10 protein-coding genes and 1 other RNA gene are annotated in these 14,703 nt (G+C 73.5%); 9 read left to right on the top strand and 2 right to left on the bottom strand.

Annotation, left to right across the window (positions count from 1 at the left end; all coding sequences use genetic code 11):
- Positions 1 to 35: 35 nt before the first annotated feature.
- On the bottom strand, positions 36 to 3,119 hold the full coding sequence (locus ACWDAS_RS34110; protein WP_450398626.1) for an FtsK/SpoIIIE domain-containing protein: 3,084 nt from the start codon (positions 3,117 to 3,119) through the stop codon (positions 36 to 38).
- A gap of 366 nt (positions 3,120 to 3,485) precedes the next feature.
- On the opposite strand from ACWDAS_RS34110, the gene ACWDAS_RS34105 reads away from it, so the two are divergent.
- The 4 genes from ACWDAS_RS34105 to ACWDAS_RS34090 all read left to right on the top strand — a co-directional run bounded on the left by ACWDAS_RS34105 (position 3,486) and on the right by ACWDAS_RS34090 (position 10,103).
- Positions 3,486 to 5,255: a protein kinase domain-containing protein gene (locus tag ACWDAS_RS34105; RefSeq protein ID WP_450398624.1), complete on the top strand. Its 1,770-nt coding sequence runs from the start codon at positions 3,486 to 3,488 to the stop codon at positions 5,253 to 5,255.
- A gap of 360 nt (positions 5,256 to 5,615) precedes the next feature.
- Positions 5,616 to 7,766 (top strand): protein kinase domain-containing protein, encoded by a 2,151-nt coding sequence (locus tag ACWDAS_RS34100; protein WP_450398622.1) that lies wholly within the window; start codon positions 5,616 to 5,618, stop codon positions 7,764 to 7,766.
- Positions 7,767 to 7,849: 83 nt separating this feature from the next.
- On the top strand, positions 7,850 to 8,968 hold the full coding sequence (gene prfB, locus ACWDAS_RS34095; RefSeq protein ID WP_450398620.1) for a peptide chain release factor 2: 1,119 nt from the start codon (positions 7,850 to 7,852) through the stop codon (positions 8,966 to 8,968).
- Between the two features lie 310 nt (positions 8,969 to 9,278).
- Positions 9,279 to 10,103: a hypothetical protein gene (locus ACWDAS_RS34090; protein ID WP_450398619.1), complete on the top strand. Its 825-nt coding sequence runs from the start codon at positions 9,279 to 9,281 to the stop codon at positions 10,101 to 10,103.
- A gap of 186 nt (positions 10,104 to 10,289) precedes the next feature.
- Here the strand turns inward: ACWDAS_RS34090 and ACWDAS_RS34085 are convergent, their stop codons facing one another.
- Positions 10,290 to 10,481 carry a hypothetical protein gene (locus ACWDAS_RS34085; protein WP_326575680.1) on the bottom strand — a complete coding sequence of 64 codons (192 nt, stop codon included), beginning with the start codon at positions 10,479 to 10,481 and terminating at the stop codon, positions 10,290 to 10,292.
- A gap of 275 nt (positions 10,482 to 10,756) precedes the next feature.
- Between ACWDAS_RS34085 and ftsE the strand changes: the two genes are divergently transcribed.
- From ftsE to ssrA, 5 genes are all read left to right on the top strand, one after another.
- On the top strand, positions 10,757 to 11,446 hold the full coding sequence (ftsE, locus tag ACWDAS_RS34080; RefSeq protein ID WP_319137190.1) for a cell division ATP-binding protein FtsE: 690 nt from the start codon (positions 10,757 to 10,759) through the stop codon (positions 11,444 to 11,446).
- A gap of 43 nt (positions 11,447 to 11,489) precedes the next feature.
- The gene (gene ftsX, locus ACWDAS_RS34075; RefSeq protein WP_450398617.1) at positions 11,490 to 12,407 is read left to right on the top strand and encodes a permease-like cell division protein FtsX; all 918 of its coding nucleotides are present in this window, start codon (positions 11,490 to 11,492) and stop codon (positions 12,405 to 12,407) included.
- Between the two features lie 103 nt (positions 12,408 to 12,510).
- Positions 12,511 to 13,641 carry a S41 family peptidase gene (locus ACWDAS_RS34070; protein WP_450398615.1) on the top strand — a complete coding sequence of 377 codons (1,131 nt, stop codon included), beginning with the start codon at positions 12,511 to 12,513 and terminating at the stop codon, positions 13,639 to 13,641.
- 54 nt (positions 13,642 to 13,695) lie between these two features.
- Positions 13,696 to 14,178, top strand: a complete 483-nt coding sequence (gene smpB / locus ACWDAS_RS34065) for an SsrA-binding protein SmpB (RefSeq protein WP_450398613.1) — start codon at positions 13,696 to 13,698, stop codon at positions 14,176 to 14,178.
- Between the two features lie 117 nt (positions 14,179 to 14,295).
- Positions 14,296 to 14,682, top strand: a transfer-messenger RNA (tmRNA) gene (gene ssrA, locus ACWDAS_RS34060).
- The last annotated feature ends 21 nt before the right edge of the window (positions 14,683 to 14,703 follow it).

The following is a 14,703-nucleotide window of genomic DNA, read 5'->3' as shown; positions in this document are numbered from 1 at the left end:
CCTTCATGTGACCGGCGTACGGGACGCGGCGCCGATCAGAGCAGCGGCGGCGCCGGATCGGCCGCCGCGGACTCCGCGGCTCGCTGCAGGGCACTGGCCAACAGCGCAAGATCCGTGGGGCCGTTGCCCAGTTCGCGGACCGGGCGGCGGGTCGGCGGGTCGCCCATGCGGTCCCACTCCAGCGGGACGACCGTGGGGCGCAGTGTCGCCGTACGCGGGATCCGGCCACTGACCCGGCCCGCCTGGAAGGCGGTGACGGCGCCGTCCGGGCGGCGCAGATAACCGCGCCCGGGCAGGGAGTCGTCCAGGGCCGCCGGCTCCTCGACGGCGACCAGCAGCGCGGCCGACTCCGGCTCCGCCGTGCGCAGCGCGATCCGCAGCCGTGCCGCGTCGTCGGTGTCGGTGCCGGCGGTGCGCTCCGGGCGGCCGGTCGCGGCGACCAGGTGGACGCCGAGGCGCTCGCCGTCGCGCGCCACGCTCTCCAGGGCGCGGACCACCGAACCGGCGGCGGGGCGGCCGGGACTGCCGAGCGCGGGGGCGACCAGGGCGTCGAAGTCGTCGACCACGACGACCAGCCGGGGCAGCGGCTCCGTGGTGCGGGTCCGCACCCGCACCGCCCCGCGCACCTGCGGGTCCGCGGAGGTCGCCGGTACGTGGCCGGGCTCTGCCTGACGGGGCACCGCCGGCACGCGGCGCCGCTCGTGCCACTGCCCGAAGTCCGCCCCGTCCAGGAGCTCGTCACGGCGCTTCAGCTCCGCCGCCAGCGCCTGTGCGAACTCCCGCATCCGCACCGGGTCGGAGGCGGACAGATAGGTGGAGACATGCGGCAGATCGGTGCAGGCGCGCAGCCCCTCTCCGCGTTCCGCGCCGGCGCCGTCGACCAGGACGAGGGCAAGCCGGTCCGGACGTTCGGCGGCGGCCAGGGCGGCGGCCACCGAGCGGAGCAGCTCGGTCTTGCCGGAACCCGCGGCGCCACCGGCCAGCAGATGCGGCCCCTCGGCGACCAGGTCGACCAGGACCCGGCCCTCCGGTCCGGCGCCCAGGACGGCCGCGGCGGCACCTCCGGAGGGCGCGGGCTCGGCCCAGCGGGTGGCGATCTTCGCCGGGGTGGCGAGCGCCAGGTCCAGTTCGTCGAGCAGCCGGGCCGTGGGCGGCAGCGCGGAGCGCGTACGGCGGGGCGCCGCGGCGTCCCCCTCGCGCAGCGGGGCGAGGGCCCGCGCGAAGCGCTCGGCCCAGGCCGCGGACACCGCCTCCATCGTCAGGTGCTCCGGGCCGTGCGGAGCGATCCGCAGCGTCGTGGCGACGTCGCCCTCCAGCACGGCGACGGCGCCGCACCGCGCGGCCAGCCGCTCCGGGTTCTCGGCCAGGCACAGCAGGTGCACGCCGACCGACGGCCCCGCGGCCGCGATGCGGTCGGCGGCCTCGCGCAGATAGGCGGAGCCCGGATCCCCGTCGATCACCAGCAGGGTGTACGGACCCTCGCGGTGCGCCGCGGCCTCGGCCACCTCCTCCGGGGAGGCCGTCGCCCAGCCGGAGCCGAGCGGGCCCTCCTCGATGCGCCGGACCACCTCGGCGACACGGGCCTCCGCCTGCTCGCGGTCCACCGCGGTGAGCAGCCGGCAGTCCTGGCCGTGCGCGGGACGCAGATGCGGCAGCCAGTGCAGCCACTCCCACTCCTCGGCCCGCTGTTCGGCGGGGCGGGAGCGGTCGGCGCTGATCAGGGCGACCTCCAGCACGCCGGGCGCATGCAGGGCGCACAGCTGGGCGATCACCGCCCGGGCCAGACCGGACAGCCGGGGGCGCGGACCGGCGAGGCCGAGCACATGGGTGTGCGGGTCGCGCAGATCGATGGTGAACGGCACGGCGGGCAGTGTCCGGTAGCCGTCCTCGGCGGGCAGGTCGGCGGTGCCGAGCCGCACGGTGAGCAGGTCCGGATGCCCGGGGGCGCGCTCCCACAGCCGCGGGCCCGGCCCCAGCGCGGTCAGCAGGACGGCCGCGGGATCCGGCCAGCGGTCACGCAGCGCGGCGGCGTCGGCCGGGTCGTGCGGCCCGCCGCCCTCCGGGCCCGCGGCGCCGGGAACGCCGCGTCCGGCCGCCAGGCGCTTGGCCCAGCTCCCTATGGCCCCGGCCATCCGGCTGCCGGCCTCGGCGGCGCGCCCGCCGCCGCGGCGGCCCTGCGGCAGCGCGACCGTGCGGGTCTCCTCGGACAGGCCGCGCTGCGGGGTGTCCCGCCGGGCGGGGGTGCCCTGGGCGACCGGTGCGGGTTCGTCCCCGGGGGCCGGGGCCGGCGTGCCCGCTCCGACGCTGCCCGCCCCGGTGCCGGTGGTCGTCGGGCCGCCGCCGGGCGCGGCGGCCCCGGCGGGGGGCCGGGCGTCCTGCCCGCCGGATGCCGGACGCGCGGGACGCCAGGTCGCCACGGGGCCGCTGTCGGGCCAGGAGGTGGGGGGGAGGGTGACGTGGAGGTGGCCCTCGGCGTCGGGGATGGCGGGGATGGAGGCGGGCGGCGGCGGGACGGCGGAGCCCGGGGGCGTCGGTTCCAGCCGGAGGGTCGACTCGCCGATCCGCAGCAGTGCGCCCGCCGGGAAGGGGACGGCGCGTTCGCCCACGGGACGGCCGTCGAGGGCGGTGCCGTTGGTGGAGCCGAGATCGGCGACGGTGACCCGGCCCTCCCCGTCCACCGTGATGGCGCAGTGCAGCCGGGAGACGTCCGGGTCGTCCAGCGGCACGTCCGCGTCGGCGGACCGGCCGACCCGGATCCGGCCGCCCTGCAGCAGGTGGACGCCGCCGGCGTCGGGCCCGCCGACGACGTGCAGCCGGGCGGCGGCCGTCGGGCGGCCGGAGCCGTGCCCGTCGGCGGGCGCGTGCAGCGAGAGGACCGCGCCGTCGACCAGCGGCGGCACCCCGAGGACGGCGGTGGCCGGATCGAGCCGCTCGGCGCCCGCATAGAGCGGGGGGGTGGACTTCGAGGACCGCGCGGGCTGCCCGGAGCCGCCCGAGCCGGACGCGAGCGCGCCCGCCACGGTACCCAGGGGTGTGCCCGCGGGCGCGGTGACGAGCACGTCGCAGGAGCGCGCCGCGCGGCCGCCGCGCGGCCCGAGAACGGTCAGCCGGATCTGCATCTCCGTCCACGGTCCCTTCTGCCCGGATCCACCGCGGCGCGGGCCCCCGACCCCACCCCGCCGTGCCCGGGACGTCGACACGTACAAGAGCGAACCGGCAGGCTCCCCTTGCTCAGCTCGGTCAGCTTGCTCGGCGATGCGCGGTCCGCGAGACGCATCCTCCCACTCGCCGCCGACAGCTCGCCGCCGGTGCCCACCTTTGCGATCTTGAATGGTCAGCATTGGGCGGAAAGAGCAACCAAACGACCGTACCCCGCGTCCTAACCCCACACCCGCCCCGTACCGGAACCCGCCCCGCTCTCACGTGGCGGCACTACAGTGGGCGAAACAGGCCAGGGACCAGGCCAAGATCCAGGGAGCGCGAACGTGCGGCCGGTAGGCAGCAAATACGAACTGGTGGAGCCGCTCGGGCGCGGAGCCACGGGCACCGTGTGGCGATCCCAGGTGCGGGACACCGGCGAGACCGTCGCCATCAAGGTGCTCAAGGAGGAGCTGGCCGGCGATCCCGACATCGTCATGCGCTTCCTCCGGGAGCGCTCGGTGCTGCTGCGACTGCGCCACCCCCACATCGTCCGGGTCCGCGACCTGGTCGTGGAGGGTGAACTGCTGGCCCTGGTGATGGACCTGGTCGAGGGCCCCGACCTCTACCGCTACCTGCGCGAGAACGGCCCGTTCTCGCCGGTCGGCGGCGCCCTGCTGACCGCAGCGGTGGCCGACGCGCTCGCCGCCAGCCACGCCGACGGCGTGGTCCACCGCGACCTGAAGCCCGCCAACGTCCTGCTCGCCACCGTCGCGGGCCCGGACGGCACCCAGCAGATGCACCCGATGCTGACCGACTTCGGCATCGCGCGGCTGGCGGACTCGCCCGGCGTCACCCGGACCCACGAGTTCGTCGGGACGCCCGCCTACATAGCGCCTGAGTCCGCCCAGGGCCGTCCGCAGACCTCGGCGGTGGACATCTACGGCGCCGGCATCCTGCTCTACGAGCTGGTCACCGGCCGCCCGCCCTTCCGGGGCGAGAGCGCGCTCGAAGTGCTGCACCAGCACCTGAGCGAGGAGCCGCGCCGCCCCACCACGGTGCCCGAGCCGATGTGGACGGTCATAGAGCGCTGCCTGCGCAAGGAGCCCGGCGAGCGGCCGAGCGCCGAGAACCTGGCCCGCGCCCTGCGCGTGGTGGCGGCCGGGGTGGGCGTGCACGCCTCGCCGTCGCAGGCCGAGGCGGCGCTCGGCGTCGCCGCGCTGCTCGCGCCGGACCCGGCCCCGGCCACCGTCCCGGACACCCCGCTCGTCCCGCCGGGCACCGCAGACCCCACGCAGGTGCTGCCGAACCGGTCGCCCGTCGGCGCGTACGACCCGTACGACCCCAATGCCGCCACCAGCGTCCTGCCCGCCTCCGCGGCGGGAGCGGCCGACGCGACCCGGGTGATCCCGGGCGGCTCGGCACCGGCCGGGTCCGGCGACGGCACCCGTGTGATGCCGCCGACGCCGGACGGGCCGCCGGACGCCGGTGCCCCGCAGGGCCCGCACCCGTGGGAGTCGCAGCTCAACCGCGCCCGTGCGCGCGCCGAGCAGACCGAGATCCAGTACCTGGACCCGGACCAGGACCCGCTGCGCCGCCGGCCGCGCCGGCAGGCCGCCCAGCAGCAACAGCCGCCGCAGCAACCCCCGCAGGCGTACCAGCAGCGGCCGCAGCAGCCCCAGTACCGACAGCCGGCGCAGCCCGCCTACGCGCCGCAGCCGCATCCGCAGCAGTACGCCCAGCAGCCGCAGCAGCCCCAGCAGTACGCCCCGCGGCCGCAGCAGCCCGCACCGCGCTACGAGCAGCCGCAGCACCAGCGGTACGAGCCCCAGCGCCCGCCCGCGCCCGAGCCCGCCCCGCACCGGGAGCCGCGGCAGCGCAGCGCCAACCCCATGAAGATCCCGGGTCTGGGGTGCCTCAAGGGCTGCTTCACGATGATCGTCGTGCTGATCGTGATCGTCGTGCTCGTCTGGTACCTCACCCCCGTCCCGGAGTGGCTGGACACCGGCAAGAGCCTGTGGGGCACCGTCAGCGACGGCGTTCAGAACTTCTGGGACTGGGTCTCGGGCCTCGGCGGCTCCTCGGGCGGCACGGGGGCCACCGGCGGCACCCAGTAGCGACAGGACGTCCGGAGAGCCTCACGAGCACCGACTCCGGCGATGCGTGGCCCGGGCAGGTGTCGAACCGCCCGGGCCGCCGCGCGAAACGCCCCCCGCGCGGTCGCGGCGACCCGCGCCGAGACGTCCAGCCACAGCCACTGCGCCCCGCCCTACGGGACGTTGCGACGGTGCGGCTCCGTCAACGCCGGCCGGTCCGCCATCACCGCCCGGTGGGGCCGGTGTTGGTGATTTGTCGACTTCTGGAGGGTGATTTCTCCCGGAGAAGCCGCACTCACCCCCGACAGGTTCCCCCAAGCGGCTCGCATCCGCGTAGCTTTGTCGCCAACACGACGGCACGTCGGAGGAGTCGGAGCAGCCTTGGGACGGAAGATCGGCAGCCGGTACACCGCGCACCAGGTGCTGGGGCGGGGTTCCGCCGGCACGGTGTGGCTGGGCGAGGGCCCCGAGGGCCCGGTCGCCATCAAGCTGCTGCGCGAGGACCTCGCCTCCGACCAGGACCTCGTCGGCCGCTTCGTCCAGGAGCGCACGGCCCTGCTGGCGCTGCACCACCCGCACATCGTCGGCATCCGTGACCTGGTGGTCGACGGCACCGACCTCGCCCTCGTCATGGACCTCGTCCGCGGCACGGACCTGCGCTCACGCCTGGAGCGCGAACGCAGGCTCGCTCCCGAGGCCGCCGTCTCCATCACCGCGGACGTCGCCGACGGCCTGGCCGCGGCCCACGCCGCGGGCGTCGTCCACCGCGACGTCAAGCCGGAGAATGTCCTGCTGGACTCCGCCGCCCCGCCCGGACCGGGCGGAGCGCCCCCGGCGCTCCTCACCGACTTCGGCATCGCCCGGCTCGTCGACTCACCGCGCCGCACGCGGGCCACGCGCATCATCGGCACCCCCGACTATCTGGCCCCCGAGATCATCGAGGGTCTCCCGCCGCGCGCCTCCGTCGACATCTACGCGCTCGCCACCGTCCTGTACGAGCTGCTCGCCGGCTTCACCCCCTTCGGCGGCGGCCACCCGGGCGCCGTGCTGCGCCGGCACGTCACCGAGTCCGTGGCGCCGCTGCCCGACCTGCCCGACGAGCTGTGGCAGCTGCTCTCCCAGTGCCTCGCCAAGGCCCCCGCCTCCCGCCTGACCGCCGCGGAGGTCGGCGCGCGGCTGCGCGAGCTGCTCCCCTCGCTCGCCGGGCTGCCCCCGCTGGAGGTGGACGCGCCCGGCGACCACCACGGCGAGGAGGCCTACGACCAGGACCCCGATTCCGTCGGGGAGCCGTACGACCCGCCGGCCGGCCGCCCGCGCGGTGCGGTGCCCCTGGTCCGCGGCTCCGCCCCGGACTCCACCCGCGACACCCACACGAGCATCAAACTGCCCACCGCGGAGGAGCTGGCCGGCGCCCGGCCCGCCGCGGTGCCCGGCCAGGGCCCCCGGCACCGCCACCGCGCCGTCCCCGACGCGCTCCAGCGGCGCCGCGCCAGGATCGGCGCCGCGGCGGCCGCCGCGCTGGTCGTCGCCGGACTCGGCGGCTGGGCCATCGCGGCCTCCGGCTCCGACGACGACGGCGGCTCCACAAGCCGCGAGGACAAGCCGTCCGGGGATGCCTCGACCACGCCGACCGCCCCCACCGGCGCCGCGGCCTCCCCGCAGGGCGCCGTCAGCAGCCCGGCCGGCACCGCCGAGGAGGCCGGACTGCGCTGGTCCGGCTACACCGCGCTGCCCGCCTTCCCGGGCCACGGCGTCCGGCCGATCGGCGGCCCCCGCGCGATCTCCCTGTCCGGGACGACGTACGTCTTCACCCGGGGCAGCGACAAGAACATCTGGTACCTGGTGTCCGGGGCCTGGCACCGGCTGACCGGCATAAGCGTCGCCGACGACCCCTCGGTCGTCTCCTCACGCGCCGGGCAGCTGGACGTCTTCGCCCTCGGCACCGACCACAAGGTCTACCGCCGCACTCTGAGCGGCGGCGCCTGGGGCGACTGGTACCAGGTCGACCAGCCCGCCACCTTCACCACGACGCCCGCGGCCGCCTCCTCCGCGCCGGGCCGCATCGACCTGGTCGGCCGCTCCGGCGGGGACCTGGTCACCTCCTCCTGGGTCGACGGCCGCTGGAACGCCTGGGCGCTGGTTCCCACCGCGGGCCGCGTCACCGCCGCCCCCGGCCTGGTCTCGGCGGCGCCGGGCACCCTCGACGCCTTCGCCGTCCGCAAGGCCGACGGCGCCGTGCTGCGCCTGCCGTACGTCAACGGCGCCTGGCGCCCCTCCGAGATCGTCATGGGGCTCGACGCCGCGGGCCGTCCCGAGCCCGCCGTCTCCGGCGGCCGGCTCTTCGTCCTCGCCCCCGCCGACGACGGTGCCCTCGCCGCGGCCGTCTCGAACGGCGCCGACTGGACACCCGTGCCGCTGTCCGCCTCCACCCCCTCCCACCCGGCCCTGACCACGGCGGGCGACACCCTGACCCTCTACCTGCGCCGCGCCGACGGCACGCTCGCCCACGCGTCGGCCCCCGTCCCCGCCTGAACACCGGGGGACTCCCCGCCCCCGTACCGCCCGCCCCGGCTCACCGGCGCAGCAATGCTCGGCGTGCCGGTACGCTGGGGGACGTGGCAGTCCTGGATGTATCCGAAGAGCTCAAGTCCCTCTCGTCGACCATGGCCTCGATCGAGGCCGTTCTGGACCTCGACAAGATGAGGGCCGACATCGCCGTGCTCGAGGAGCAGGCGGCGGCGCCGTCACTGTGGGACGACCCCGAGGCGGCGCAGAAGATCACCAGCAAGCTGTCGCACCTGCAGGCCGAGGTCCGCAAGGCCGAGGCGCTGCGTGGCCGCATCGACGACCTCGGGGTGCTCTTCGAGCTGGCCGAGGCCGAGGACGACGCGGACACCCGCGCCGAGGCGGAGACCGAGCTGGAGTCGGTCCGCAAGGCGCTGGACGAGATGGAGGTGCGCACCCTCCTGTCCGGTGAGTACGACGCGCGCGAGGCGCTGGTCAACATCCGCGCCGAGGCGGGCGGCGTCGACGCCGCCGACTTCGCCGAGCAGCTGCAGCGCATGTATCTGCGCTGGTCCGAGCGGCACGGCTACCCGACGGAGATCTACGAGACCTCGTTCGCGGAAGAGGCCGGCATCAAGTCCACGACCTTCGTGGTGAAGGCGCCGTACGCCTACGGCACCCTCTCGGTCGAGCAGGGCACGCACCGGCTCGTCCGCATCTCCCCCTTCGACAACCAGGGCCGGCGCCAGACCTCCTTCGCGGGTGTCGAGGTGCTGCCGGTCGTCGAGCAGAGCGACCACGTCGACATCGACGAGACCGAGCTGCGCATCGACGTCTACCGCGCCTCAGGCCCCGGTGGCCAGGGCGTCAACACCACCGACTCCGCGGTCCGGATCACCCACATCCCGACCGGCATCGTCGTCTCCTGCCAGAACGAGCGCTCCCAGATCCAGAACAAGGCCAGCGCCATGAACGTGCTGCAGGCCAAGCTGCTGGAGCGGCGCCGTCAGGAGGAGCAGGCCAAGATGGACGCCCTCAAGGGCGACGGCGGCAACTCGTGGGGCAACCAGATGCGTTCCTACGTGCTCCACCCGTACCAGATGGTCAAGGACCTGCGGACGGACTACGAGGTCGGAAACCCGCAGGGTGTCCTCGACGGTGACATCGACGGCTTCCTCGAGGCCGGCATCCGCTGGCGCAAGCAGCAGGAGCAGGGCGCCGGGGTCTGACGCTCCGCCCTCTCTCCAGAATTCTCACAACTGCCGCCCGATGGGTGGCAGTTGTGCGTTTCGGGTCACAGCCGCACAACCAACTGGGCGGCATAGTCGGCCAATCCCGGCATTGCGCTTGGAACGGCCTTGACGACGCTGTGAATTCTGGGAATGGTGATGCGCGGCATGCGCATGACTGGGGCGTGAGCGAACGGGGGCGAGCGCGGTCGGTGGCCCAGGCCACGACCTTGGATTCTCAACGCCCCTCAGGACGCTCCCCCTCCGCACGCTGCTCCATTGACGAGAAGCTACTGGGGGTAGTTGCCAGATGAGCAAGAAGAACACGCGGCTGCGAGTGGCCCGCATAGCCGCCGCCGCGGTGATCGCGGCCGGCGCCTCGCTGACCGCCGCCGGTGCCGCGCAGGCGGTCGGTGTGAACCTCGGCCTGAGCGCCGGCTCCGACGAGATCGGCATCTCCGCCTCTGTGACCGGCGACGAAGATCCCACCTCTGGAGTTTCGGGTGACCCCACGTCGGGCGACCCGACGACCGGTGACCCGACGACGGGCGACCCGACGACGGGCGACCCGACGACGGGCGACCCGACGACCGGTGACCCGACGACGGGCGACCCGACGACCGGTGACCCGACGACGGGCGACCCGACGACGGGTGACCCGACGACGGGTGACCCGACGACGGGTGACCCGACGACGGGTGACCCGACGACCGGTGACCCGACGACCGGTGACCCGACGACGGGCGACCCGACGACGGGCGACCCGACGACGGGCGACCCGACGACGGGCGACCCCACGACCGGCGACCCGAGCACGGGTGGCAACGGCAACAGCGGCGGTAATGGCAACAGCGGTGGCAACGGCAACGGTGGCGGCAGCGGCACCGGCGGTTCCGACGGCGGCACCACCTGCACCCTCGACGGTGACAGCGTGACCTGCGCCGACAACACCAACACCGACAACGCCGGCAGCAGCGAGGTCGTCACCCAGGGTGACACCAAGGAGGAGCTGGCCGAGACCGGTGCCGGCGAGACCCTCTTCCTGCTGGTCGGCGCCGCCACGATGATCGCGGGCGGTATCGGCTTCCGCGTGATGCCGCGCCTGGTCGGCGGTGGCCGCAACACCGCCGTCTGACGTCCGGGGCCCATGCGCCCAGACGCGAGAACGCGCAAGGGGCCCGCAGCGCATGCGCCACATGCGCTGCGGGCCCCCGCGCGTCCCCGGGCGTATGCGGGCCCCCGCAGTGGCCGGGAGACGCGACAGGGGCCCGGAGCGTCGTACGCTCCGGGCCCCTTGTACTTGCCGTTTGTGTGCGTGCCGCTACACGGCCGCCTCGTGCACCACCCACGCCACCGCGAGCAGTGCCACCAGCAGGGCGATCAGCGCCGCCGGGGAGATCGCCGCGAAGGGGTTCTCCTGCTGCATGCGGGCGCGGTGGGCGCGGCAGACCGCACAGCGGCCCTCGCTGACGGGGCCGGCGCAATTGGCGCACACCAGTCGGTCGACTGTCATGCGGTCGCCTCCTCCCAGGCGGCCGGGCGGCCGCTCCATGAACAACGCGCGACAGGGATGGTACGTTCCCGAGCCCCCCGACCACTGTGCCAGTTTCCGGGACGCTCGGCGCGCCCCGCGCGATTCCTGCGACTCCGAAGAGTGAACCATGTGGCCAATGCCTGCTTTGTCCCCCGGTGGTCGGTGAATAAACCCGTCATCCCGGACCGCGGACTGCGCGGGCCGCGGCCATTCGCGTAAGGTCGCCTCCGATCCCCTGTATCCGGAGTGCGACCGTGATCCGATTCGACAACGTCTCCAAGACCTACCCCCGGCAGAACCGTCCTGCACTTCGGGACGTTTCGCTGGAAATCGAGAAGGGCGAGTTCGTCTTCCTGGTGGGCTCCTCCGGCTCCGGGAAGTCGACCTTCCTGCGGCTGATCCTGCGCGAGGAGCGGACTGACACCGGCGTGGTTCACGTGCTCGGCAAGGACCTCGCGCGGCTGTCCAACTGGAAGGTGCCGCAGATGCGCCGGCAGCTGGGCACCGTCTTCCAGGACTTCCGCCTGCTGCCCAACAAGACGGTCGCGGAGAACGTGGCGTTCGCCCTCGAGGTGATCGGCAAGCCGCGCGGCACCATCCGCAAGACGGTCCCCGAGGTGCTGGACCTCGTCGGCCTCGGCGGCAAGGAGGACCGCATGCCGGGCGAGCTGTCCGGTGGTGAGCAGCAGCGCGTGGCGATCGCCCGGGCGTTCGTCAACCGCCCGATGCTGCTGATCGCGGACGAGCCGACCGGAAACCTCGACCCGCAGACCTCCGTTGGCATCATGCGCCTGCTGGACCGGATCAACCGGACCGGCACCACCGTGGTGATGGCCACCCACGACCAGAACATCGTCGACCAGATGCGCAAGCGCGTCATCGAGCTCGAGAAGGGGCGACTGGTCCGCGACCAGTCCCGCGGCGTCTACGGCTACCAGCACTGAGCCGGACCCCGCCCTGCACACCGCGGCCTTCTGAAAGGACAACATGCGCGCCCAGTTCGTGCTCTCGGAGATCGGCGTCGGCCTCCGCCGGAACCTCACCATGACCTTCGCGGTCATCGTCTCCGTGGCCCTCTCGCTCGCGCTCGCCGGCGGCTCGTGGCTCGCCCGTGAGCAGGTCGACTCGATGAAGGGCTACTGGTACGACAAGGTCCAGGTGTCGATCTTCCTCTGCAACAAGAACGACGCCAAGACCGACCCCAACTGCACCAAGGGCGCCGTCACCGAGGAGCAGAAGCAGGACATCGAGAAGCAGCTCAAGGCGCTGCCGCTCGTGGACAAGTACTTCCACGAGAGCGCGGAGGACGCGTACAAGCACTACAAGGAGCAGTTCTCCGACTCGCCGCTGGCCGACTCGCTGACCCCGGACCAGATGCAGGAGTCGTTCCGGGTCAAGCTCAAGGACCCGACGAAGTTCCAGGTGGTCGCGAGCGCCTTCCAGGGCCGTCCGGGCGTTCAGGAGGTGCAGGACCAGAAGGCCCTGCTCGACAACCTCTTCGGGCTGCTCAACGGCATGACGCTGGCGGCGCTGGTGGTGCTGGCGTTCATGCTCACGGTGGCGATGATGCTGATCGTCAACACCGTGCGCGTGTCGGCGTTCAGCAGGCGCCGTGAGACCGGGATCATGCGGCTGGTCGGCGCGTCGAGCTTCTACATCCAGATGCCGTTCATCATGGAGGCCGCGTTCGCCGGTCTGGTCGGCGGCGGCCTGGCCTGTCTGATGCTCCTCGTGGGCCGCTACTTCCTGATCGACCACGGCCTGTCGCTGCAGACCAAGGTCCCGCTGATCAACTTCCTGGGCTGGGGCGAGGTGGCACAGGTGCTGCCGCTGGTGCTGGTGGTGGGCATGCTGATGCCCGCGATGGCGGCCCTCATCGCGCTGCGCAAATACCTCAAGGTGTGATTCGCGCCAAGGGCGCTGCACGGCCAACTTTCCGTACAGCGCCCGCTTCTCGCCTAGACTGCCCGACGTGCTGAGCCACTGTCCGCCCGGGAGACCACGCCGCATGCGCCGCGTCGCGGCCTTGACGCTGGTCCTCGGCGCGGTCCTGGCCACCGGCGCGGCGGCGGGCTCCTTCGGGGACGTACTCGGCGGTGACCGCGGGACGTCGAGCGGCTCCCGCATCCCGGCCGGCACCGTCGCCGACACCGACGAGATCGCCGAGGCGATCGCGGAGGGCAAGGTCGGCCCGCAGGCCGCGGAGGCCCTGGTCAGCCGCAGCGGCGACCGCTGGTCCTCCTTCTACACGGCCCAGGAGTACGAGGGCTTCCAGCAGTCCCTCGACGGCCGGTATGTGGGGGTCGGCCTCTGGGTCCGGCGCACCGAGGGCGGCCGCATCGAGATCGACCGCGTCCAGTTCGGAAGCCCCGCCGCCCGGGCCGGCATCCACGCCGGGGACCGGCTGCTGAGCATCGACGGCACGGAGGTCACCGGCCGTCCCGTCACCGAGGTCGTTGCCCGGCTGCGCGGCTCCAACGCCACCGGCACCGCCGTGAGCCTCGGTCTGCGGCGCGGCGCGCGCTCCTGGGAGGCCGCTCCGCGGCGCGCCCTGCTGCCGACGGAGTCCGTGCGCGTCCGGCACCTCGCCGGCGGCGTCACCGACGTCAAGATCGACGCCTTCACCAAGGGCGTCGCCGAGCAGGTGCGCCACGTCCTGGCCGAGCGGTCCGGGGGCGAGGGCATACTCCTGGACCTGCGCGGCAACTCCGGCGGTCTCGTCACGGAGGCCGTCGGCGTCGCCTCCGCGCTCCTGGACGGGGGCCTGGTCGCCACGTACGACGTCCACGGCAAGCAGCAGGCGCTCTACGCGGACGAGGCCGGTGACACCGAGACCCCGCTCGTCGTGCTCGTCGACGGCGGCACGATGAGCGCCGCCGAGTTGCTGGCCGGTGCCCTCCAGGACCGCGGCCGAGCCGTCGTCGTGGGCTCGCGCACCTTCGGCAAGGGCTCCGTGCAGATGCCCAGCAGGCTCTCTGACGGCTCCGTCGCCGAGCTCACGGTCGGCCACTACCGGCTGCCCGCGGGCCGCGGGGTCGACGGCCGTGGGGTCGAGCCCGACCTCAAGGTCTCCGGCGGCGCGGACGCCGAGGCCGAGGGTCTCCAGGTGCTGGACGGCCTCGGCACGCCGGCCCGCTGACCGGGGCGCAAACCGGTACCCCCGGCCCCGCCGAGGTGCGAGAATGGCCGCGCTATGGCAAAGGAAACGGGTCGCAAACTGATCGCGCAGAACAAGAAGGCGCGGCACGACTACCACATCCTCGACACCTACGAGGCGGGCCTGGTGCTCACCGGCACCGAGGTGAAGTCACTGCGCCAGGGACGTGCCTCCCTGGTCGACGGCTTCGGCCAGCTCGACGGGGGCGAGGCGTGGCTGCACAACGTGCACATCCCCGAGTACACCCAGGGGACGTGGACGAACCACTCGGCGCGGCGCAAGCGCAAGCTGCTGCTGCACCGCGCGGAGATCGAGAAGCTCTTCCAGAAGTCGCAGGAGACCGGCCACACGATCGTGCCGCTCGCCCTGTACTTCAAGGACGGCCGGGCGAAGGTCGAGATCGCGCTGGCCAAGGGCAAGAAGGACTACGACAAGCGGCAGACCCTGCGGGAGAAGCAGGACCGCCGCGAGGCGGACCGCGCCATCTCCGCGGCGCGCCGCCGGCAGCGCGGGCAGTGAACGCCGCCCGCGCCGCACGCGCGGGAATGCGCTGGCCACCGTGCGCGTTGGTCACGTACGATGGTTCCAGCACCACCGGGCGGTGACCGTCCGGTGAGCAGCTTGAAAAATCAACAAGGGGATGATCGGTTTCGACTGGGGATGTCGAAGCAGGGGAAGCGAGCCGAGGAAGCGGCAATGATCTCGTAAACCATATGCCGAAAACAATAATCGCCAATTCCAAGAGCGATTCCTCCGCCTTCGCCCTCGCTGCCTAATTAGCAGCTAGCGAAGACTCCGCGGAGTGTCAGCCCGGGGCTGTTCCCGACCCGGATCCTGGCATCAGCTAGGGGACTAAACCACTGGGCCCGGCCACGGGGCTCGGTGGGAAACCAAACAGTGGCTGGGCCCGTCGGCGGCTTGTCCGCGTGACTGCCGGGGCCGAGAAAAGCACAGCGGACTGCGCTCGGAGAAGCCCTGATTCCGCACCACAGGACGCGGGTTCGATTCCCGCCATCTCCACTGACCCAACGGAAGGCGATGCCC

It is taken from the genome of Streptomyces sp. NPDC001070 (assembly GCF_053598835.1).
The sequence above is the reverse complement of the archived record's forward strand: the minus strand, read 5'-3'. Positions and strand labels throughout refer to the sequence as shown.

Excerpts from the sequence above, each read along its gene's own strand:
- ACWDAS_RS34090 (WP_450398619.1), top strand. The coding sequence starts at position 9,279 with ATGAGCAAGAAGAACACGCGGCTGCGAGTGGCCCGCATAGCCGCCGCC.
- ACWDAS_RS34110 (WP_450398626.1), bottom strand. The coding sequence starts at position 3,119 with ATGCAGATCCGGCTGACCGTTCTCGGGCCGCGCGGCGGCCGCGCGGCG.
- ACWDAS_RS34070 (WP_450398615.1), top strand. The coding sequence starts at position 12,511 with ATGCGCCGCGTCGCGGCCTTGACGCTGGTCCTCGGCGCGGTCCTGGCC.
- smpB (WP_450398613.1), top strand. The coding sequence starts at position 13,696 with ATGGCAAAGGAAACGGGTCGCAAACTGATCGCGCAGAACAAGAAGGCG.
- ftsX (WP_450398617.1), top strand. The coding sequence starts at position 11,490 with ATGCGCGCCCAGTTCGTGCTCTCGGAGATCGGCGTCGGCCTCCGCCGG.
- ACWDAS_RS34085 (WP_326575680.1), bottom strand. The coding sequence starts at position 10,481 with ATGACAGTCGACCGACTGGTGTGCGCCAATTGCGCCGGCCCCGTCAGC.